The 20,083-nt window shown below is 67.8% G+C and carries 19 protein-coding genes; 2 read left to right on the forward strand and 17 right to left on the reverse strand.

Annotation, left to right across the window (positions count from 1 at the left end):
• From ACLNGM_RS18540 to ybgC, 12 genes are all read right to left on the reverse strand, one after another.
• Window positions 1-789 carry an outer membrane protein gene (locus tag ACLNGM_RS18540; protein WP_416356071.1) on the reverse strand — a complete coding sequence of 263 codons (789 nt, stop codon included), beginning with the start codon at window positions 787-789 and terminating at the stop codon, window positions 1-3.
• A gap of 210 nt (window positions 790-999) precedes the next feature.
• Window positions 1,000-1,833, reverse strand: coding sequence for an outer membrane protein (locus tag ACLNGM_RS18545; RefSeq protein WP_416356072.1), 834 nt, complete (start codon window positions 1,831-1,833; stop codon window positions 1,000-1,002).
• A gap of 134 nt (window positions 1,834-1,967) precedes the next feature.
• Complete coding sequence (gene glmM, locus ACLNGM_RS18550; protein ID WP_090958337.1) at window positions 1,968-3,317, reverse strand: phosphoglucosamine mutase; 1,350 nt, start codon at window positions 3,315-3,317, stop codon at window positions 1,968-1,970.
• A 178-nt stretch (window positions 3,318-3,495) separates the two neighbouring features.
• Entirely contained in the window at window positions 3,496-5,433 is a 1,938-nt protein-coding gene (ftsH, locus tag ACLNGM_RS18555; RefSeq protein WP_090958339.1) for an ATP-dependent zinc metalloprotease FtsH, read from the reverse strand.
• Window positions 5,434-5,494: 61 nt separating this feature from the next.
• Window positions 5,495-6,823 (reverse strand): tRNA lysidine(34) synthetase TilS, encoded by a 1,329-nt coding sequence (tilS, locus tag ACLNGM_RS18560; RefSeq protein WP_416356073.1) that lies wholly within the window; start codon window positions 6,821-6,823, stop codon window positions 5,495-5,497.
• A 16-nt stretch (window positions 6,824-6,839) separates the two neighbouring features.
• Window positions 6,840-7,781 carry a tol-pal system protein YbgF gene (gene ybgF / locus ACLNGM_RS18565; protein ID WP_244545823.1) on the reverse strand — a complete coding sequence of 314 codons (942 nt, stop codon included), beginning with the start codon at window positions 7,779-7,781 and terminating at the stop codon, window positions 6,840-6,842.
• A gap of 203 nt (window positions 7,782-7,984) precedes the next feature.
• Window positions 7,985-8,533: a peptidoglycan-associated lipoprotein Pal gene (gene pal, locus ACLNGM_RS18570; protein ID WP_090958343.1), complete on the reverse strand. Its 549-nt coding sequence runs from the start codon at window positions 8,531-8,533 to the stop codon at window positions 7,985-7,987.
• 95 nt (window positions 8,534-8,628) lie between these two features.
• Complete coding sequence (gene tolB, locus ACLNGM_RS18575; RefSeq protein WP_416356074.1) at window positions 8,629-9,933, reverse strand: Tol-Pal system beta propeller repeat protein TolB; 1,305 nt, start codon at window positions 9,931-9,933, stop codon at window positions 8,629-8,631.
• A 118-nt stretch (window positions 9,934-10,051) separates the two neighbouring features.
• A complete protein-coding gene (locus ACLNGM_RS18580; protein ID WP_416356075.1) occupies window positions 10,052-11,176 on the reverse strand; it encodes a cell envelope integrity protein TolA in 1,125 nt (374 codons plus the stop codon).
• A gap of 10 nt (window positions 11,177-11,186) precedes the next feature.
• Window positions 11,187-11,639 carry a protein TolR gene (gene tolR / locus ACLNGM_RS18585; protein WP_090958349.1) on the reverse strand — a complete coding sequence of 151 codons (453 nt, stop codon included), beginning with the start codon at window positions 11,637-11,639 and terminating at the stop codon, window positions 11,187-11,189.
• A gap of 42 nt (window positions 11,640-11,681) precedes the next feature.
• On the reverse strand, window positions 11,682-12,398 hold the full coding sequence (gene tolQ, locus ACLNGM_RS18590; protein ID WP_090959100.1) for a protein TolQ: 717 nt from the start codon (window positions 12,396-12,398) through the stop codon (window positions 11,682-11,684).
• 285 nt (window positions 12,399-12,683) lie between these two features.
• Window positions 12,684-13,127, reverse strand: coding sequence for a tol-pal system-associated acyl-CoA thioesterase (ybgC, locus tag ACLNGM_RS18595; protein WP_090958351.1), 444 nt, complete (start codon window positions 13,125-13,127; stop codon window positions 12,684-12,686).
• Window positions 13,128-13,268: 141 nt separating this feature from the next.
• On the opposite strand from ybgC, the gene ACLNGM_RS18600 reads away from it, so the two are divergent.
• Window positions 13,269-15,476 carry an esterase-like activity of phytase family protein gene (locus tag ACLNGM_RS18600; protein WP_416356076.1) on the forward strand — a complete coding sequence of 736 codons (2,208 nt, stop codon included), beginning with the start codon at window positions 13,269-13,271 and terminating at the stop codon, window positions 15,474-15,476.
• A 61-nt stretch (window positions 15,477-15,537) separates the two neighbouring features.
• Here ACLNGM_RS18600 and ruvB read toward each other — a convergent pair whose 3' ends face one another.
• From ruvB to ruvC, 5 genes are all read right to left on the reverse strand, one after another.
• Window positions 15,538-16,578: a Holliday junction branch migration DNA helicase RuvB gene (ruvB, locus tag ACLNGM_RS18605; RefSeq protein ID WP_416356077.1), complete on the reverse strand. Its 1,041-nt coding sequence runs from the start codon at window positions 16,576-16,578 to the stop codon at window positions 15,538-15,540.
• 13 nt (window positions 16,579-16,591) lie between these two features.
• Window positions 16,592-17,212, reverse strand: a complete 621-nt coding sequence (gene ruvA, locus ACLNGM_RS18610; protein WP_090958357.1) for a Holliday junction branch migration protein RuvA — start codon at window positions 17,210-17,212, stop codon at window positions 16,592-16,594.
• On the reverse strand, window positions 17,209-17,634 hold the full coding sequence (locus tag ACLNGM_RS18615) for a type II toxin-antitoxin system VapC family toxin (protein WP_416356078.1): 426 nt from the start codon (window positions 17,632-17,634) through the stop codon (window positions 17,209-17,211). The genes ruvA and ACLNGM_RS18615 overlap by 4 nt, the downstream gene beginning before the upstream one ends.
• The gene (locus ACLNGM_RS18620) at window positions 17,612-17,881 is read right to left on the reverse strand and encodes an AbrB/MazE/SpoVT family DNA-binding domain-containing protein (RefSeq protein ID WP_416356079.1); all 270 of its coding nucleotides are present in this window, start codon (window positions 17,879-17,881) and stop codon (window positions 17,612-17,614) included. The genes ACLNGM_RS18615 and ACLNGM_RS18620 overlap by 23 nt, the downstream gene beginning before the upstream one ends.
• Window positions 17,882-17,949: 68 nt before the next feature.
• Window positions 17,950-18,468 (reverse strand): crossover junction endodeoxyribonuclease RuvC, encoded by a 519-nt coding sequence (gene ruvC / locus ACLNGM_RS18625; protein ID WP_416356080.1) that lies wholly within the window; start codon window positions 18,466-18,468, stop codon window positions 17,950-17,952.
• 497 nt (window positions 18,469-18,965) lie between these two features.
• On the opposite strand from ruvC, the gene ACLNGM_RS18630 reads away from it, so the two are divergent.
• The gene (locus ACLNGM_RS18630) at window positions 18,966-20,006 is read left to right on the forward strand and encodes a serine hydrolase domain-containing protein (RefSeq protein WP_416356081.1); all 1,041 of its coding nucleotides are present in this window, start codon (window positions 18,966-18,968) and stop codon (window positions 20,004-20,006) included.
• The last annotated feature ends 77 nt before the right edge of the window (window positions 20,007-20,083 follow it).

Below are 20,083 nucleotides of genomic sequence, written 5' to 3' on the forward strand. Positions count from 1 at the left end.
CTACCAGAGCTTGAAGCGGAGACCGGCGCGGATCGTGTGCCGGTCGAAGCCCTCGTCCTTCGCCAGCAGCACAGCGCCCGATGCCGTGTCGAGACGATAGGCATCGCCGTCGTCGACATTGACGTACCGATAGCCGGTGTCGATCGAGAGGTTGTCGGTAAGGTCGTAGGAGACGCCGGCCGACACCGCATAGGCAAAGCGCCAGGAGGCATCGCCGCCATAGCCCGCGGTGGGCCCGCCGGCCGGGCAAAGCACCGTGCCGTTGCAGGTCGCCGTGCCGAAAACGTCGCCGTACTCGACGTGAACCGCGCCGAGGCCTGCGCCGATGTATGGCGTGAAGCCCGCCACTGTCCCGAGGTCGATATAGGCGTTGCCCATGAGCTCGACCGCCTCGACCTCTCCCCGCTCGCGCGAGGCGCAAGACGCGTCGAAGCCGCAGAACCAGCCGGCTCCGTTGCCGCCTGCCACGTCCTGCTTCCAGTAATCCACCGTCGCGTCGAAGCGGAGCCAGTCGCTCGCCTTGTAGCCGATGCCGCCACCGACCCCGAACCCGTCGTCGAGGCGCCAGTCGGCCATGCGGTTCGACGTCGTACCGCCCGGTCCTGCGAGAGTCTGCGTGCCACCGAACGTCGTGTCGAACGCGTAGGTCGCGTCGGCGCGAAGATAGAGGCCGGTTTCCGCGACGGGGATCGAGATCTCGGGAGCGGCGAGAATGTCGATATCGGCCGCGAATGCGGGGTTTGCGAGCGTCAGGAGGCTTGCGGCAAGGAGGTGACGGGCGACGGGCATGGCGAGGCTTCCTGCTGGGCGGACCGGCAAGCCCCTCGGCGGCACGCGCCCCGGAGCTTCCGAGCGCACCATCGCCGCCAAAGCGTTAATCCGCGGTTAACCATGCCGCTTAACCTTTGCCGAACCTTTCGCCCTGTCCCCGCCTGCCCCGAACGCGAAAAGAGCCGCCCCGGAGGGCAGCCCTTTTCGTCATGTCGATGGCGCGTTGGCTCAGAAGAAGCTGTAGCGTAGACCAGCGCGGATCGTGTGGATGTCGAAGCCGTCGTCGCGGGTCTGGACGCCCTTCGCACCATACTGCTTGTCGGCGTTGTCGAACGACCAGGCGTCGCCTTCCCAGACCTTGGTGAAGCGGTAGCCGATGTCGAGCGCGAGTTGGCTGGTCAGGTCGACGCTGGCGCCGGCCATGAGCGCGGTCGCGAAGCGCCAGTCGTCCAGACCCTCATGGGTGCCGGAATAGGGCGTGTAGCTCGGGCTGCAGGGCGGGCAGACCTCGTTCGACTTGACGTCGTCGTACTTCACGTAGGCCGTGCCGACGCCGGCGCCGAGGTAAGGGGTGACGACGCCGAAGCTCGGCAGGTCGACATAGGCGTTCGCCATGATCGTCCAGACGTCGGCTTCCGACTTGTCGTTGTAGTTGCACTCCTCGAAGGGCCCGAGGCCATGCGCCGGATCGGTGATGATCATCAGCGGGCACTTGGTCTTGCCGTTCACGTCGGAGCGGAAGTAGTCGACCGTCGCGTCCATGCGGAACGTGTCGGTGAAGCGGTAGCCGGCGCCGACGCCGAAGGTCGCGGCGTCCGACAGGCGCAGGTCGTCGTAGCGGTAGTGGTCGTCGATGCCCTCGACGCCCGGGAATATGTTATAGAAGGCCCACTTGCCTTCGGTCTTCGACTTGAAGTTGTAGCCGACGTCGCCGCGGATGTACCAGCCGCTGAACGGAACTTCCTCGATGACCGGGATCGGCTCGATGATATCGGCCGCCTGTGCGAGGGTGGGAAGAAGAGCGGCAGAGGCCAGAAGGCCAAGCGCGAGCCGTAGCATCATCATTATCTCCAGATTGAACGACAGTCGCGGCTTGGGTTCCGCAATGATCGCAAATTTAAAGATTAATGATTAATAGAGCGTTTACCGTGCCGGAACCTGACCAGCACGGAAGCATAGTCGCGCAATGACCGCCGTCAGGCGGCTTCCCGCTTCAGCGCGCCGATGATGTCGTCCACCACGTCGTTGACGAGTTGCTGGTCGTCGCCTTCGGCCATGACGCGGATCAGCGGCTCGGTGCCCGAGGGACGAATGACGAGGCGCCCGCCCTCGCCGAGGCGATCGCGACCGGCGTTGATGGCATCCTGCACCCGCTCCTTCTCGAGCGGCGCGCCACCGGCGAAGCGCACGTTCTTCAGCACCTGCGGCACCGGCGTGAACTTGCGGCAGACCTCGGATACGGTGCCGCCCGCCCCGCGCACCACCGCAAGCACCTGAAGCGCCGAGACGAGGCCGTCGCCTGTCGTGCCGAAATCCGACAGGACGATGTGGCCGGACTGCTCGCCGCCGACATTGTAGCCGTGCTCGCGCATGTGCTCGACCACGTAGCGATCGCCGACCTTGGTGCGCGCGAGCTGGATCTGCCGGTCGTTGAGGAAGCGCTCGAGCCCGAGGTTCGACATGATCGTGGCGACCACGCCGCCTGCGGCGAGCCGGCCGTCCTGCGCCCAGGCCTCGCCGATGACGGCCATGATCTGGTCGCCGTCAACGACCTCGCCGTGCTCGTCGACGATCAGCACCCGATCTGCGTCGCCGTCGAGCGCGATGCCGATGTCGGCGCGCACCTCGCGCACTTTCGCCTTCAGCGCGGCGGGGCTGGTCGATCCGCAGTTGAGGTTGATGTTGGTGCCGTTCGGATCGACGCCGATCTTCACGACCTCGGCGCCGAGTTCCCAGAGGACGTCGGGCGCCACGCGATAGGCCGCGCCGTTGGCGCAGTCGATGGCGACCCGCACGCCGTCGAGCGACAGGTCGCGCGGCAGGGTGCGCTTGGCGAACTCGACATAGCGGTCGCGGCCGCCGTCGTCGTAGCGCTTGGCGCGGCCGAGATGGGCGCCGACCGACAGGCGCGGGGTGAGATCCTCGTCGATCAGCCGATTGATCTCGCCTTCGAGCTCGTCCGACAGCTTGTACCCGTCGGGGCCGAAGAGCTTGATGCCGTTGTCCTCGAACGGGTTGTGCGAGGCGGAGATCATCACGCCGATGTCGGCGCGCATCGAGCGCGTCAGCATGGCGACGGCCGGCGTCGGCATCGGGCCGAGCATCAGGACGTCGACGCCGACCGCCGTGAAGCCGGCGCAGAGGGCCGGCTCCAGCATGTAGCCGGACAGGCGCGTGTCCTTGCCGATCACGACGCGGTGCCGGTAGTTGCCGCGCTTGAAGGCGAGACCGGCCGCCATGCCGACCTTCATCGCGATCTCGGGCGTCATCGGATGCCGGTTGGCGAGGCCGCGGATCCCGTCCGTCCCGAAATAGGATTTCGTCATGGCGTCTCGTCTCCGCTGGCAATCGGCTTGGGGCTGTAAGCGCGCAAGCATGAAGCCAAAAGTAAAAAAGAATGTCAGCAGGCAGATGAGAGCGACGCATCCGTCGTGCCAACCCCCACCTCGGAACGAAAAAGGCGGGCTTGAAAGCCCGCCTTCCCTTGATCTGAAGGAGTAGTCGTCAGGCAGTCGGCTGAGGCTCCAGCCCACCTTCCTTGTCGTCGCGCGGGCCGGACGGCTTGATCGAGCCGGCCTTGGGCACTGCCGAGCCGCGCGAGGGCGGCGTGTCGTCACCCATGTCGCGGGCGAGCGTCTTGCCGGCGAGGAGATCGCGGACCTCGTCGCCCGACAGCGTTTCGAACTCGAGAAGGCCGTTGGCGATCGTGTGGAGATCGTCGAGGTGATCGCGCAGCACCTGGCGGGCGCGATTCTCGGCGACCTCGACGATGCCGCGGACCTCGGAGTCGATCAGCTTGGCCGTCTCCTCCGACATGTTCTGCTGCTGCGACACCGAGTGGCCGAGGAAGACCTCTTCCTGGTTCTGCCGGTAGCGTAGGCGGCCGAGCTTGTCGCTCATGCCGTATTCCATGACCATCGCGCGGGCCATATTGGTGGCCTGCTGGATGTCGTTGGAGGCGCCCGTCGTCACGTTGTCGAGGCCGTAGATCAGCTCCTCGGCGGCGCGGCCGCCAAAGATCATCGCGAGACGCGCCTCCATCTCGATCTTGCGCATGCCGTAGCGGTCGCGCTCCGGCAGGTTCATGGTGACGCCGAGCGCGCGACCGCGCGGGATGATCGTCACCTTGTGCAACGGATCGTTGTGCGGAACGTAGAGGCCGACGAGGGCGTGACCGGCTTCATGATAGGCGGTCAGCTTCTTCTCTTCCTCGGTCATGGCCATCGACCGGCGCTCGGCGCCCATCATGACCTTGTCCTTGGCATCCTCGAACTCGAGCATGGTGACGAGGCGCTTGGAGCGGCGAGCCGCCATCAGCGCCGCCTCGTTGACAAGGTTGGCGAGATCGGCGCCCGAGAAGCCCGGCGTGCCGCGCGCGATGGTGCGCAGATCGACGTTAGGGGCCAGCGGCACGTTGCGCACATGGACCTTCAGGATCTTCTCTCGGCCGCCGACATCCGGGTTCGGCACCATGACCTGACGATCGAAGCGGCCGGGACGCAGGAGCGCGGGATCGAGAACGTCCGGACGGTTGGTCGCGGCGATGAGGATGATGCCCTCGTTCGCCTCGAAGCCGTCCATCTCGACGAGGAGTTGGTTCAGCGTCTGCTCGCGCTCGTCGTTGCCGCCGCCGAGGCCCGCACCGCGATGGCGACCGACGGCGTCAATCTCGTCGATGAAGATGATGCAGGGCGCGTTCTTCTTGGCCTGCTCGAACATGTCACGCACGCGGGATGCGCCGACGCCGACGAACATCTCGACGAAGTCCGAACCCGAAATGGTGAAGAAGGGCACATTGGCCTCGCCCGCGACGGCGCGCGCCGTCAGCGTCTTACCGGTGCCCGGAGGGCCGACGAGGAGCACGCCGCGCGGAATCTTGCCGCCGAGGCGTTGGAACTTCTGCGGCTCGCGCAGGAACTCGACGATCTCCTCGAGGTCCTGCTTGGCCTCGTCGACGCCGGCGACGTCCGCGAAGGTCACGCGGCCGTGCGCCTCGGTCAGGAGCTTGGCCTTCGACTTTCCAAAGCCCATCGCCTTGCCGCCGGCTCCGCCCTGCATCTGGCGCATCAGGAAGATCCAGACGCCGAGAATGAGCAGGATCGGGCCGAACGACAGCAGCATCGACCAGATCGGATTGGTGTTGTCCGACGGCGGGCTGGCGTTGATCGTGACGTTCTTGCCCTCGAGACGGGACACGAGCTGGGGGTCGCCGGGCGAATAGGTCTGGAACGGGCTCGACCCGTCCGTATAGCTGCCGGAAATCCGCTGCCCCTGGATCGTCACCGAGCGCACGCGGCCCGAATCGACGTCCGACAGGAACTGGGAATAGGGAACCTCCCGCGTGTTCGCGTTCTGCGAGCCGTTCGAAAACAGCTGGAACAGCGCGATGAGCAGAAGCGCGATGATCGCCCAGAGGGCGAAATTCCGGAAGTTCTGGTTCATTATCCGTCCTGGGATGAGGCCCCGATCCCCGATCCCCGAAGGGTGCGCGAACCTTGACACGTCATCGAAGATAGGTGGCCGCCAAATCCTTGCCAACAGCCTTCGCAGGATTTGCGGCATTTTGGGGATCGGCGGTTAATCGATCCCCCGTCCCGCCCGGCAGATCGGCGGTGATGCGCCATGCGACGCATGGTCTGGGGCGAAGCGTCGGTACATCGGGAAACCGCTCCCCGAGCCGGGGGTGAACGGCGCAAACGCCCCCGTCGCGGTCGATACCGACCGGGAGCGTGCGGGATACGGGACCTCCGAGGCCGAGACGGCCGAGCGGCTCGAGGCGCCCTGCGCCCGACTTCCCCGCACCCGAAATCGTGAACCGGCGATCGAAGAGAAGGCGGCCGCTCGCCGCGACCTCGACGCCCGGCGGACCGGTTCTGCCGTACTCGCGACGAATCGTCAGCCTCTCGCCCGCCCGCTCCACCCGGCTGCCGCCGAGCGTCGCCGCGCGTCCGCCCGAGGCCAAGGCGTCGCGCAGCCGTTCCACCGCGGCGCGCTGCGGAGGATGCGGCGCGCCACCCGCCGCCGTCAGGATGCGAGGCCAGAGTGCCTCGTCGCCGGGCGCGGGCTCGAAGACGACGGCGCCCGCGTCGTCGACGCGAAGCCGCCCCTCCCCTCCGGCCCGCCGGATCGCCGCCGTGATCGCCGCATCCTCCGCGGCACGAAGTCCTGCCGCGCGGGCGATCGCGGACCGAAGCTCGGCGACCTCCTGCGGGTCGCCGGCGAGTTCCGCGCGTATGCGGGCACGCCGATAGTGCATGTCCGCGTTCGTCGGATCCTCGACCGGCGACAGCCCCGCTCGCATCACGGCATCCATGAGCGCGCGCTTCGGCAGGTCGAGAAACGGGCGGACGAGGACGAGACCGGGCTCGAGATCGCGCCAGGCGCGCATGCCGGCCAGCGCTCCCCCGCTGGCGCCGCGCTCGCGCGCCAGACGATGGGTCTCGATCTGGTCGTCGGCGTGGTGCGCCACGAGGATCGCATCGGCGCTCACCCGGATCGCTTCGGCTCCCAGCAGGCGGTATCGCGCTTCGCGCGCCTCGCCCATCAGGTTGCCTCGCACGGCATCGCTCTGGAGCCACGCCAAGGTCCGATGCGAAAGCCCGAGATCGCGGCAGATGCCTGCCACGAACCGCGCTTCCGCCGCTGACTCTTGCCGCAGCCCGTGATCGACCGTCGCGACGCAGACCTCCAGCGGCAGCGCGGCGACGGCCAGGAGCAGCGCGAGCGAATCCGCCCCGCCGGACACTCCGAGAAGCAGGCGCCTCGCTGCGGGCCTTTCCAACGCAAAACGGCCGAGGGCGGTCTTCACCGCCTCGGCCGTCTCGTCGATCACCTGCGATAGGCCCGGATCAGGCGCAGCTGGCGGACTTCGTCTCGCTCTGCAGCTTGCGCTTCACGTTGGCGCTCATGTCGGGATAGCGCTTGCCGACCTCGGCATAGGTGACGCAGGCCGTCTCGCGGTTGTTGAGGCGGGCGAGCGACATGCCGAGCTTCAGCATCATCTCCGGCGCCTTGGCGCTCTTGGGGAATTCCTTCTGCGCGTTCAGGAAGACCTCGGCGGCGTCGCGATACTTGTTCTGCGCGTAGAGCGCCTCGCCCAGCCAGTACTGCGCGTCGGCCGCGTCCTGCGAGCTCGGATAGGCCTGCGTGTACTGGCGGAACGTGTTCTCGGCGAGCTGGTAGTCGCCTGCCAGCATGTAGTTGTAGCCGAGCGAATACATCTCGACCGGGCCGTTGGTGGCGATCGAGGCGACCTTGTTCGAGCCCGTGGTGCTCGGCGGCGGCGTCGGCTCGTTGAGGCTGGTGTCACCGTTGCCGAGAAGGGCGCCGATCTCGTCGGTCTGCGGCGCGGCGGTCGCCGGTGCCGCGCGGCTCGCATCGTTGACGCTCGGCGGCGCGGCGGAGGCCACGCGCTCGTTGCCGACCGGGTTAGGCGCGGCATCGGTGCGGCGCTCGGCCGGCTTGGCGGCGGCGCCCGAGCCCTTGCCTTCGAGGTCCTGGAAGCGGAACTCGTTGTCCTCCTGCGTCTTGCGCAGCTGCTCCTGAAGCTGAAGCACGAGGAAGGAGAGCTCCTCGACCTTGCCGGTCAGGCGCCGCATTTCCTCTTCCATCTGGGAGATGCGGACGCCGCCGTCGCCGACCTGCGCCATCAGGACAGGGGCATGCTCGCGCGCCACCACCGGCGCACGGTCACCGCCGCCGAGGCCGAACGGGAGGTCGAGTGCGGATGCGGGTCCCGCCAGCGCGGCGAGGACGAGAACGGAAACGGTTGCGAGCTTCATCTTGGCCATGCGGGACATCCCCTCGGGATCGCTGGAGGCCCCTCGCCCGCAAGCTGTTCGAAGCCAGTGGGCGACGACCTGTCGACCCGTCAGCTTGGACCGGCGGAAGGCGTCCAAAGTTTGGCCGGTGCTAGCACAGACAAGGACGCCCTCACGCAAAACGGCCCCGGAGGGCCGTTTCGAAACGCTCGATGTTGCAGAAATGCCGCAGATCAGCTGCCGGCGCCGTTCAGCACCGTGACGGCGCGGCGGTTCTGCGACCAGCAGGAGATGTCGTCGCAGACGGCCACCGGGCGCTCCTTGCCGTAGGAGATGGTGCGCATGCGATTCGGCGACACGCCCTGGCTGGCGAGGTAGTCGCGCGTGGCGGCGGCGCGGCGGGCGCCGAGCGCAAGGTTGTACTCGCGCGTGCCGCGCTCGTCGGCGTGGCCTTCGACCGTGATCGAGTAGTTGCGGTACTGGTTCAGCCACTGCGCCTGGCGGGCGAGCGTCTGCTGTGCGTCGGCGCGGATCGAGGTCGAGTCCGTGTCGAAGAAGATGCGGTCGCCGACATTGACCGTGAAGTCCTGGCTGGTGCCCGGCGCCGCCGAACCGCGACCGCCCGCGCCGCCGGCGCCACCGAGGCCGCCCGCACCGCCGAGGCCGAGGCCGGCCGCGTTGTCCGGCAGTCCGTTGTTCTTCTTGGCGCAGGCCGAAAGCGCCAGCGCCGCGACCAGCGCGAGGGCGATACGACCATGGACCCCAGTAGCGATGCGGCGCATGGCCGTCTCCTTAACTCTGTGATTTCCGTATGGGCCCGTTTACCATGATCGCGGTTAACGAGTGGTCAACAGGCGATTGAAAGCGCTGGAGAATCCTACTCCAGCGCCGGCGACCAGGCGGGGTCCGACGCGTAGTTCGGCGTCGCGACCTTCTGCTCGTTCCGGCCGGTCAGGTCGATCGAGTAGAGCTGCGGACCACCGCCCTGGTCGCGGAAGAACATGATCACGCGCCCGTTCGGGGCCCAGGTCGGCCCCTCGGCGTGGAAGGACGAGGTGAGGATGCGCTCGCCCGAGCCGTCGGGCTTCATCACGCCGATCTGGAACTGGCCGCCGGTCTGCTTGGTGAAGGCGATGAGGTCGCCGCGCGGGCTCCAGACCGGGGTGTTGTAGGTGCCCTGCCCGAACGAGATGCGCTGCTGGCCCGCGCCGTCGGCGCCCATCACATAAATCTGCGAGCGGCCGCCGCGGTCGCTCTCGAACACGACCTTCGAGCCATCGGGCGAATAGGAGGGCGAGGTGTCGATCGCGTTGGTCGAGGTCAGGCGCGTCGTCGCGCGCGAGCGCAGGTCCATCGCGTAGATGTTGGAGTTGCCGTCCTGCTGGAGGCTCATGACGACCTTCTGGCCATCCGGCGAGAAGCGGGGCGAGAAGGTCATGCCGGGGAAGTTGCCGACGACCTCGCGTTGCCCGGTCTCAAGCTGCAGGAGATAGACGCGCGGATCACCCTGCCCGAAGGACATGTAGGTGATCTCCTGGCGATTGGGCGAGAAGCGCGGCGTCAGCACGAGGTCGCCGCCCTGGCTGAGGTAGCGCACGTTGGCGCCATCCTGGTCCATGATCGCGAGCCGCTTCTTGCGGTCGGTCTTGGCGCCGCTTTCGTCGACGAAGACGACGCGCGTATCGAAGTAGCCCTTTTCGCCGGTCAAGCGCTCATAGATCGCGTCGGCGATGATGTGGGCGATGCGGCGCCAGTTGTCGGGGCTCGCATAGAACTGCTGCCCGTCAAGCTGCTGGCCGGCATAGGTGTCCCACAGGCGGAACTCGACGCGCAGTCGCCCGTCGGCCTCGGGCGTGACGCGCCCGGTCACGAGGGCCTGCGCGTTGATCACGGTCCAGTCCTGGAAGCGGGGCGTCGCGTCCGGCGTCACGTCCTTCTGGATGAAGGCGGCCGGGTTGATCGGGGCGAAGAGGCCCGAGCGCTTGAGGTCGGCGGCGACCACCTCGATCAGCTTGGCGCCCAGCGCGTCGCGCGACTGGAAGTTCGGCAGGGCGATCGGCAGCGGCTGGACGTTGCCTTGCGTCACGTCGATCTCGACCGCAGCGTGCGCACCAGATGCCAGGGCGAGGCCGGCGGTGGCGGTGGCGAGGGCAAGAGCCAGGGATCGGATGAAGCGCGTCATGTGCGGGACCTTCCCGTTTGGGCATCGGGTTCGAAGCCGTCGATCGGGACGGCGACCCGGACTTCGCATGAGAAAAGGACGAGGCGGCGGCAGCGTGCCGCCGCGGGAGACGAAACGGTCAGAACATCTGGCTCGGGTCGAAATTGACGGTGACCTGAGCCCAGGTGTCGTACTTCTCGGCCGGCAAGTTGTACGGCGCGCAGCGGCGCACGGCGCGCACCGCGGCTTCGCTCGCCACCCGCTCGGCCATCGACGAGCCGCCACCGGACAGGATCTCGGGCAAGCCCTCCAGTTCGCCCGTGGGCCCGAGCTGCATGGAGATCTTCACCCGGAAGTTGCCGGCGTCGACGCTCCCGGCGGGCGGGTTCCAGCAGCGCATGATCTGGCCCCGCAGCGCGTCCATCTCGCTCTGCGACAGCGATCCGCCGGTCTGGCGCGTCGCGCCGAGCGCCGCCTGCTGGGTCGAGCGCTTCGCGCCGCCGCCGGACGAATCCTGCTTGTTGAGGAGCGCGGCGATCTGGTCGGCGTCGAACTGCTTCTCGGTCGAGGTCTGGGTCGCCGGCTTCTTGGTGTCCTTCGGCTTTTCCTTCGACTTCGACGTCTCCTTCGCCGGTTCCTTGGCGGGCTCCTTCACCGGCTCGGCCTTCTTCGCCTCCGCGACCTTCACGGGCTCGGCGGGCTTGGGCTCGGGCGGCTTCGGCTTCACCTGCGGCAGGGGCACGTTGCGCGGCGGCGCAGGCGTCTCGGCCTCCGCCTTCGCGATCTCGGCGGCGAGCGGGTCGATCTCGGGCGCGACCTCGGCCGGCGTCGGCTCGGGCTTCTGTTCCGCGACCTCGGCCGGCGGCTCGGGCGGGGGCGTCGGCTCCGGCGGCGTGGGTTGTGGCGGCTCGGGGCGCGTCTGCGGCGTCACCGCCGGCGGCGGCGGCGGCGGGGGCGCCTCGGCGGTCGAGACGTTCTCGTGCGGCGAGGGCTTTGGCGCCGGCGGCGTCTTGAGGTCCACCTCGTTGTCGCCAACGTTCTCGGCCGGCATCGGCAGCTTCTCGGGCGTCTTCGTCGGCGTCGGCGCGGACTTTTCCGCCTCGGGCGCGCCCTGTTCGCCAAGCGTCGCCTGGCTGACGTCGGTCACCAGCGTCACGGGCAGCGTTTCGCCGCCCATGTCGAGCTTTTCCGGTGTCCCGAAATGCCAAAGCCCCCAGGTGAGGATGGCCGTGTGCAGGATCGTGGAGGTGGCAAAGGGTTTCATCGGCCGCGCGTCAGCTTCCCGCGGTTTCCTGCGTGGTCACGAGACCGATGTTCTTGAAGCCCGCCGCGGAGATGCGCGACATGACCTTCATGACCGTGCCGTAGTCGGCCGAGCCGTCGGCGCGCAGGAAGATGCGCTCCTCGTAGCCGGCCTCGGCGATCGCCTTCAGCTGTTCGACGATGGCTTCGGGCGCGACCGGCGTCTCCTGCAGGAAGATCTCGCCGCCCTTCTGGACCGAGATTGTGATCGGCTGCTTGTCGGCCGACAGCGCCTTGGCGTTGGTCTTGGGCAGTTCGAGCGGCACGCCGACCGTCATCAGCGGCGCGGCCACCATGAAGATGATGAGGAGCACGAGCATGACGTCGACCATCGGCGTCATGTTGATCTCGGCCATGGGCGCCTTGCGCGCGCGACGCCCGCGGCGCGATCCGCCCCCAGACGAAGCTCCCGTCGACATGCCCATGGAAACGACCCCTCAAGTGGATTGGAACGAGACGACCGGCGCTCAGCGCGCAGCCGAACGCTCATCGATCTGGCGCGACAGGATGGAGGAGAATTCGTCGGCGAAGGCCTCGAGCCGCGCGCCGAGCTTGCCGGCGTCGGCCGACAGCTTGTTGTAGGCAACGACCGCCGGAATGGCCGCGACGAGGCCGATCGCGGTGGCGAGCAGCGCCTCGGCGATACCGGGGGCCACGACCGCAAGGCTCGTCTGCTCGGAGGCGGCGATCGACTGGAAGGCCGTCATGATGCCGACCACGGTGCCGAAGAGGCCGACGAACGGCGCAGCCGAGCCGACGGTGGCCAGGAAGCCGAGACGGGACTCGAGCCCCTCCATCTCGCGCGCCATCGTCACGTCCATGGCCTTCTCGATGCGGGTCTGGAGGCCGATCGGCGAGCGGGCCCCCTTCTCGAAGCTCTTCTTCCACTCGCGCATGGCCGCCACGAACAGCGCGCCCATGCCGCTGGTCTTGCGGTCGGACAGCGTGTGGTAGAGCTCTTCGAGCGACTGGCCGGACCAGAAATTGTTCTCGAACTGGTTGAGCTGCCGGCGGAAGCTGGCGTAGCGCGTCCACTTGTCGAAGATGATCGCCCAGGTCCAGACGGACGCGGCGAGCAGGCCGATCATGACGAACTTGACGATGAAGCCCGCCTGCCAGAAAAGACCCAGGAGCGACATGTCGTGGGCCGGCGCGGCCAGCGCAGTCTGAGCGACCTCGTTCATTCCTTTTGCGTCCCTCGAATCCGTCGGATCGTCTTGGTGGCTCTGGAAGCGTCTCGCTTCCGGCGGACCGACCGCCCCTGCCACGACCAGAACCACGCCCGAGCCGGATCGCCGGCGCGGAACGTCGTCCATGGCGCCCTTTGACCGGTTGATTCCGGTGAAAGAATGGCATGGCGGGGGGTGAGCCCTCCGACCCCATCAAGCATCGTTAGGGTTAACAAATCGTTTGCGGACGGTATTTTACCGCGCTGCGGCAAGACGCGAGGCTCGCGCCGCGGGGCGGTTCTATGCCTCCGGCGCGCCCAGCCTCTCGGCCACCGCAGCCGGCATGCGACGCGGTCGCCCGTCCGGCGAGATCACCGCGACCTTGACCCTGGCCTCGATCAGCACTTCGTCTCCGCGCAGGATGCGCTGGTCGAGGACGACGCGCGCCCCGCCGAGCAGCGCGGTGCGCGTCTCGACCGACAGGATGTCGTCGATCCGGGCGGGGCGCAGGAACTCGATCTCCATGCGACGCACGGCGAACGCCATCGGCTCGCCGAAGGCGCCGTCCATCAACTCGCGATGGCCGATCCCGTGCAGGCGCAGGTAGTCCGTGCGGCCCCTCTCCAGAAAGTGAAGGTACCGCGCGTGGTAGACGACGCCCGAAAAGTCGGTGTCCTCGAAATAGACGCGCACGTCGAGGCGGTGTCCGCCATCCACGAGGCGGCCTGCAAGCTGATCGGTCATGCGCCCTCTTAGCGCCCGGCGCGCCCGCGTTCCAGCGCCGCCCGCGACCCGAACCGTCATCGATCCGTCATCGGACCGTCATCGCGCGGTGACGTCCGGCTGATTGGAGGGCGCGTCCGCTCATCTTCCGGAAGGTCCGCCATGCGTTCGATCCGCCTCCCCGCCGCGCTTGCGCTGCTCGCGTCCACCGCCCTGCCCGCCGCGGCGGAACCGGTCTTCAACCGGATCGCCTCCTTCCCGGTCGCGTCGAACCTTCCCGCAGGGACCGACGCCAAGGCGCCGACCTCGGCGGAGATCATCACGGCGTCCGGCGACGGCAACACCCTGGTCTATTCGGACAGCCCGCACGGCGGCATCGGCTTCATCGACATCACCGACGCCCGCGCGCCCAAGAGTGCTGGCTATGTCGCCTTCGAGGGTGGCGAGCCGACGTCAGTGGCAGCGAGCGGCGCCCATGTCTTGGCGGCGGTCAATACGTCGAAGAGCTTCACCGAACCGTCGGGCTTCCTCGCCACCGTCTCGATGGCGGACCGCACGGTCACCGCGCGCTGCGACCTTGGCGGCCAGCCGGACTCCGTCGCCGTGTCCCCGGACGGCACGCTCGCCGCGGTCGCGATTGAAAACGAGCGTGACGAGGACCGCAACGACGGCGCCCTGCCGCAGATGCCGGCGGGCTATGTCGTACTCTTACCGCTGAGGGACGGCGCGCCGGACTGCGCGGGCCTGCGCCGCGTCGAGCTGACGGGCATTCCCGCCATCGCGGGTGAGGATCCCGAGCCCGAGTTCGTATCCTTCAACGCGAACAACGAGTTGGCCGTCACGCTTCAGGAGAACAATCACATCGTCCTGATCGACGGGAAGACGGCCAAGGTCACGGGCCACTTCACCGCAGGAACCGTCGCGCTGGAGGGCGTGGACGCCGAGGACGACGGCAAGATCGCCTTCACCGACACGATCGAGGCGCGCCCGCGCGAGCCGGATGCCGTGAAGTGGCTCGGGACCGACCGTCTCGTCGTCGCCAACGAGGGCGATTGGAAAGGCGGCACGCGCGGCTTTACGATCTTCAACCGCGATGGGTCGGTCGCCTACGAGTCCGGCCCCGCGTTCGAGCGCGAGGTCGCCAAGGCCGGCCACTATCCCGACAAGCGATCCGACGCCAAGGGCGTCGAGCCGGAAGGCCTCGAGGTCGCCGAGTTCGGCGGCGAGCGCTTCATCTTCGTTCTGTCGGAGCGCGGTTCCGTGGTCGGCGTCTATCGCGACACGGGCGCCGAGCCGGAGTTCGTGCAGCTCCTGCCGTCCGGCATCTCGCCGGAGGGCGCCGTCGCCATTCCCGGCCGCAACCTCCTCGCCACCGCCAACGAGGCCGACCTCGTCGAGGACGGCGCGGCGCGCAGCCACGTGATGCTCTACGAGCGCGCCGAGGGAACGCCCGCCTATCCGCAGATGGTGTCGATCGAGCGGGACGGCGTGCCGATCGGCTGGGGTGCGCTCGGCGCGCTGGCCGCCGATGCGAACGAGCCGAAGCGCCTGTTCGCCGCGAGCGACAGCGTCTACGGCAAGGCGCCGACGATCTACACGATCGATGCCATGGCCAAGCCCGCCCGCATCACCGACGCGATGGTCGTCACGAAGAACGGTGAAGCCGCGGGCAAGCTCGACATCGAGGGCCTCGCACTCGACGGCGCCGGCGGCTTCTGGCTGGCGAGCGAGGGCAACCCGGAGAAGGAGGTGCCGCACCAGCTTCTCCATGTCGACGGCATGGGCGCAGTGGTGGAGACGGTGGCCTTCCCGGCCGAGCTTCTGGCGCACCAGACCCGCTTCGGTGCGGAGGGCATCGCCAAGGTCGGCAACAGGCTCTGGGTCGCCGTGCAGCGTCCCTGGAAGGACGACCCGAAGAACACGACCAAGCTCCTCGCCTACGATCTGGACGCGAAGACCTGGGGCGCGGTGCGGTATCCGCTGGAGGCACCGCCGACCGAGGGCGCCTGGGTCGGCCTGTCCGAGATCACGGTCTCGGGCGACGCCGCCTATCTCATCGAGCGCGACAACCTGATCGGCGGTGCCGCGCGACTGAAGCAGATCACCCGCGTCGCGCTCGACCAGCTGAAGTCGGCCCCGCTCGGCGGTGATCTGCCGACCGTCGAGAAGAGCGTGGTGCTCGACCTCCTGCCGGCCCTGAAAGCGCAGACCGCAGGTTACGTCGTCGATAAGGTCGACGGTCTTGCGATCGACAAGGACGGCACCGCCTTCGTTGTGACCGACAACGACGGTGTCGACGACTCGTCCGGCGAGACGCTGTTCTTCGAGATCGGCAAGCTGGACGAGCAGTCGGCGGCGGTTCGCAACTGACGCTCAAGCATCGGATGAAGAAAGGGGCGGCGCCGCAAGGCACCGTCCCTTTTTCGCATGCCTATTCCTCGTCGCCCTCGAACAGGCTCGACTGGATGCCCTGGTAGGTCGAGGGCACGGCGAGGCCAAGGTGCTTGAACGCGTGTTGGGTCAGGAGCCGGCCGCGCGGCGTGCGCTGGATGAACCCCTGCTGGAGAAGATAGGGCTCGACGATGTCCTCGATCGCGTCGCGCGGCTCGGACAGGGCCGCGGCGATGGTCTCGATGCCGACCGGGCCGCCGCCGAAGTTCAGCGCGATGAGGTCGAGATAGCGCCGGTCGAGCTGGTCGAGGCCGAGGCTGTCGACGTCGAGCCGCGTCAGCGCCTCGTCGGCGATGCGCCGGTCCACCGTCTCGGAACCGGCCATGGTCGCGAAGTCGCGCACGCGGCGCAGCAGGCGGCCTGCGATGCGCGGCGTGCCGCGGGCACGGCGGGCGATCTCGCGCGCGCCGTCGTCGCCCATCGGCAGGCTCATCAGCCGCGCCCCGCGCTTCACGATGTGTTCGAGCTCGGCGATCGTGTAGAAATTCAGCCGCACCGGAATGCCGAAGCGATCGCGCAACGGCGTCGTCAGGAGGCCGATGCGCGTCGTCGCGGCGACCAGCGTGAACTTCGCCAGATCGATCTTCACGGAACGCGCCGCCGGCCCCTCGCCGATGATGAGGTCGAGCTGGAAATCCTCCATGGCGGGATAAAGGATCTCCTCCACCGCTGGCGAGAGGCGATGGATCTCGTCGATGAACAGGACGTCCCGCTCTTCGAGATTGGTGAGGAGTGCCGCAAGATCCCCCGCCTTGGCGATCACCGGACCGGAGGTCGAGCGGAAGTTGACGCCGAGTTCCTTCGCCATGATCTGCGCCAGCGTCGTCTTGCCGAGACCCGGCGGGCCGACGAAGAGAACGTGATCAAGGGCTTCGCCGCGCGTCTTGGCAGCCTCGATGAAGATCTTGAGATTGGCGCGCGCCGCCGCCTGACCGACGAAGTCGTCGAGCCGCTGCGGCCGCAGCGACGCGTCGACATCCTCGCCGCGCTTCTCGGGGGTGATGAGGCGTGTGTTGCTCATGGGTCCGTTCGCTTCAGCGGCTCAGCGCCTTGAGACCGAGGCGGATCAGGGTCGTGGACGGCCCATCCTCGCCCGCCTCCTTCACCGCGACGGCAACCGCGCCGGCCGCTTGCTCGCGCGAATAGCCGAGATTGACCAGCGCCGACACGGCGTCGGCGATCGGCGCCGGCGCCACGCCCTCGCCGAGGTCGCGCTTGAGGCCGAAGCTTTCAGCCGCGGCCGCGCCCGAGAAGGCCGGCGCCTTGTCCTTCAATTCCGCGACGATGCGCGCGGCGACCTTCGGCCCGACGCCCGGCGCGCGGGCGACCATGGTGCGGTCCTGCAGCGCGATGGCGTTGGCAAGGTCGCCGGTCGAGAGCGTGCCGACGACCGCCAGCGCCACCTTCGCGCCGACGCCCTGCACGCTCTGGAGCAGGCGAAACCAGTCGCGCTCGGCCGCGGACGCGAAGCCGTAGAGCCGGATCATGTCCTCGCGCACATAGGTCTCGATGAACAGCGAGGCCGCCTCGCCTGCGCCCGGCAGGCCCGCCAGCGTGCGCGCGCCGCAGAAGGCGACGTAGCCGACGCCGTGGACGTCGAGGGTCACACAGTCCTCCTCGACCGTATCAACGGTGCCTTTCAGCTTGCCGATCAAGGATGCGTCTCCGGACAGATGATGTCGAGCTCGGGAAAGTAGTCGCGATAGCGCGAGGCGTCGCGGGTAAGAAGTCGGTGGCCGGCGACCATGGCGTGGGCGCCGATCAGGAAGTCGGGGAGCGTCCGCTCACGGCGCCCGCCCCGCGTCCGGTAGAGGCGGTGGGCCTGACCGGCGGGATAGGCGGCCTCGAAGGGCAAGGCTTCGTAGTGGAGACCGAACGGACGCAGGGCGGACAGGAGCGTCCGCTCGTCTGGATAGGGTTGCGAGATTTCCGCCCAGGACACAGCGCTAAGGCATAGAACGCCGAGATTGGATGCCTCGTCGAGTTGTCGAGACGACCATTCCTGATGTTCGGGTTGCGCGCCCGCGTTGAGGATGTCGATGAAGATGTTGGAATCAACGAGGGTCGAGATCGTCACGCGGTCCTCGGATCATCTCCATGTATTCGTCCGTCGTCATTCCGCCGAGGTCCAGCGTTCCACGGAGTGCCTCCAGCGCCTTGCGGATCTGCTCGCGCCGTCGCTGCTTCGCGTCAGCATCGTCGATCCGGACGACCTCGACGCTCGCGCCCCGATCCACGAACTCGACCTCGCTCCCCGGCCCGATCCCGAGCTTGTCGCGGATCGGTTTCGGGATCGTCACCTGTCCCTTCTCGGTCACCCGCATAGCTCGGCCTCGCCTAGTAATACCTGTTTGGTATTACCTAACGGCCATGCAGGAACAAGTCAAGAACATCAGAGGTTGGCGTAGGCCGCGCGTGCATGCGCCGACTGGCGGTGATGGGTATGGCAGATGGCGATGGCGAGCGCGTCCGCCGCGTCGTCGGTGTCGAAAGTGGCTTTGGGCATCAGCACTTTCACCATCATGTGGATCTGCGCCTTCTCGCCGTGCCCGACGCCGATCACCGCCTTCTTCACCGCGTTCGGGGCATACTCGGCGACCGGCAGCCCGGCGAGCGAGGGCACCAGCATGGCGATGCCGCGCGCCTGGCCGAGCTTCAGCGTCGCGACCGCGTCCTTGTTGACGAAGGTCTGCTCCACCGCCGCCTCGTCCGGGCCGAAGCTGCGCAGGACGTCCGTCAGGCCGTCATGGAGCTGGCGCAGCCGCGTCGCGAGGTCGAGCTTGTTGTCGGAGGTGACGGTGCCGCTCGCCACGAAGCGCAGCGAATTGCCGACCGTCTCCACCACGCCCCAGCCCGTGCGCCGAAGGCCCGGGTCGATGCCAATGATGCGAATGGTGCGCTCCTGAAGCATGCTCGTTCCACTTCCGTTCTTCTAGCGCATCGCTACGCCGGAGTGGTGAACAAAATCGAAACGGGTGGGCACGGACGGGCGGCCATATCGAACCATGAGACCACCCCGCGCAAAATGATATGGCAACATCTTTTATTGTCGTATATAACTTGGGCGATCAAAGGGAGGGGGTAGAGATGGATGAGCTGAAGCCGATGACCGGCCTGATGAACGGCCTGCTTTTCAGCGCGGTCTTCTGGCTCGCGGCCATCGACATGGTGCTCTGGCGGACCTTCTGACGAACCCATCCGCCGGGCGACCAAGGTTTCGTTCTCGCGCCCGGCATCGAAATCTTGGCCTCTCGCGCGCATCCGGTTTGCCTTCAGGGACTGAACGTTGGCCGCACGTTTCAGTGAATCGTATGGAGACGCCGGGTCCCGGCCCCCACTTTCCGGCGCATGACTTATCGCCACATCATTCGGCGCCTCGTCGTCGCAGCAACCCTCTCGCCTCTCCTGATGCCCGCTGTCCCCGCATGGGCGCAGGAGGGCGCCCCTGCCGTTCCCGGCGACGCGCGGACGCCAGCGACCGCCGCCCCCGTCGCGCGGGACGGTTTCGGTGCGGCCATCGAGCGGGCCCGTTCCTTCGCGCCGCTTGAGACGCTGCAGATCGCGCAAGACGGCGAGACGCTGGTGGACGAGGGCTTTCGCGGCAATCGCACGGACCGGGCCGCCAATATCAAGTCCGCCTCGAAATCCGTGGTCTCCGCGCTCGTTGGGATCGCGATCGACAAGGGTCTGATCCGGGGACCGGACCAACCGATCGCGGATTTCCTGCACGCGGACTTTCCGGAGAACCCCGACCCTCGCCTTACCCAAGTGACGGTCGGCCATCTCCTGTCGATGCAGGCCGGGCTGGAGCGCACGTCCGGGGGCAACTACGGCGCGTGGATCTCCTCGCGCAACTGGGTGCGCGACGCGCTCCGCCGCCCCTTCGTGACCGATCCGGGCGGCTCGATGCTCTACTCCACGGGCTCGACGCATCTCCTGTCGGCGATCCTGACGAAGGCGAGCGGCAGGACGACCCTTGCGCTCGCGCGCGACTGGCTGGGGCCCGCCGGGGTGCGCGTCACCGACTGGGAGCGCGATCCGCAGGGCATCTATCTCGGCGGCAACCAGATGGCGATGACGCCTCGCTCGCTGCTCGCCTTCGGCGAACTCTACCGTCGCGGCGGTCTCGGCCCCGACGGCACGCGCATCCTCTCCAAAGACTGGATCGCCCAGTCCTGGACGCCGCGCACGACCTCGCGCTTCCACGACGGACGCTACGGCTACGGCTGGTTCATCGACACCTTCGCCGGCCATGAAGGGCGCTACGGCTGGGGCTATGGCGGACAGATGATCTACGTCATCCCCGATCTCGCCCTCACCGTCGCCATCACCTCGGCCGAGGACCAGCCCTCCGCACGCTCGGGCTACGTGCAGGACCTGCACCGGCTGGTGTCGGAGACGATCATTCCGGCGGCGGAAGCTCGGCGGGCGACTAAGGGCAAGAGCTGACCCCGCTCAACCGAACTGCAGGTCCGCGATCGGTCGGCAGGAGCCTCGAGACATGGAAAGAGGCGCACGGATCGCCT

Source organism: Aureimonas phyllosphaerae (assembly GCF_047943035.1).
Classification (GTDB): domain Bacteria; phylum Pseudomonadota; class Alphaproteobacteria; order Rhizobiales; family Rhizobiaceae; genus Aureimonas; species Aureimonas phyllosphaerae.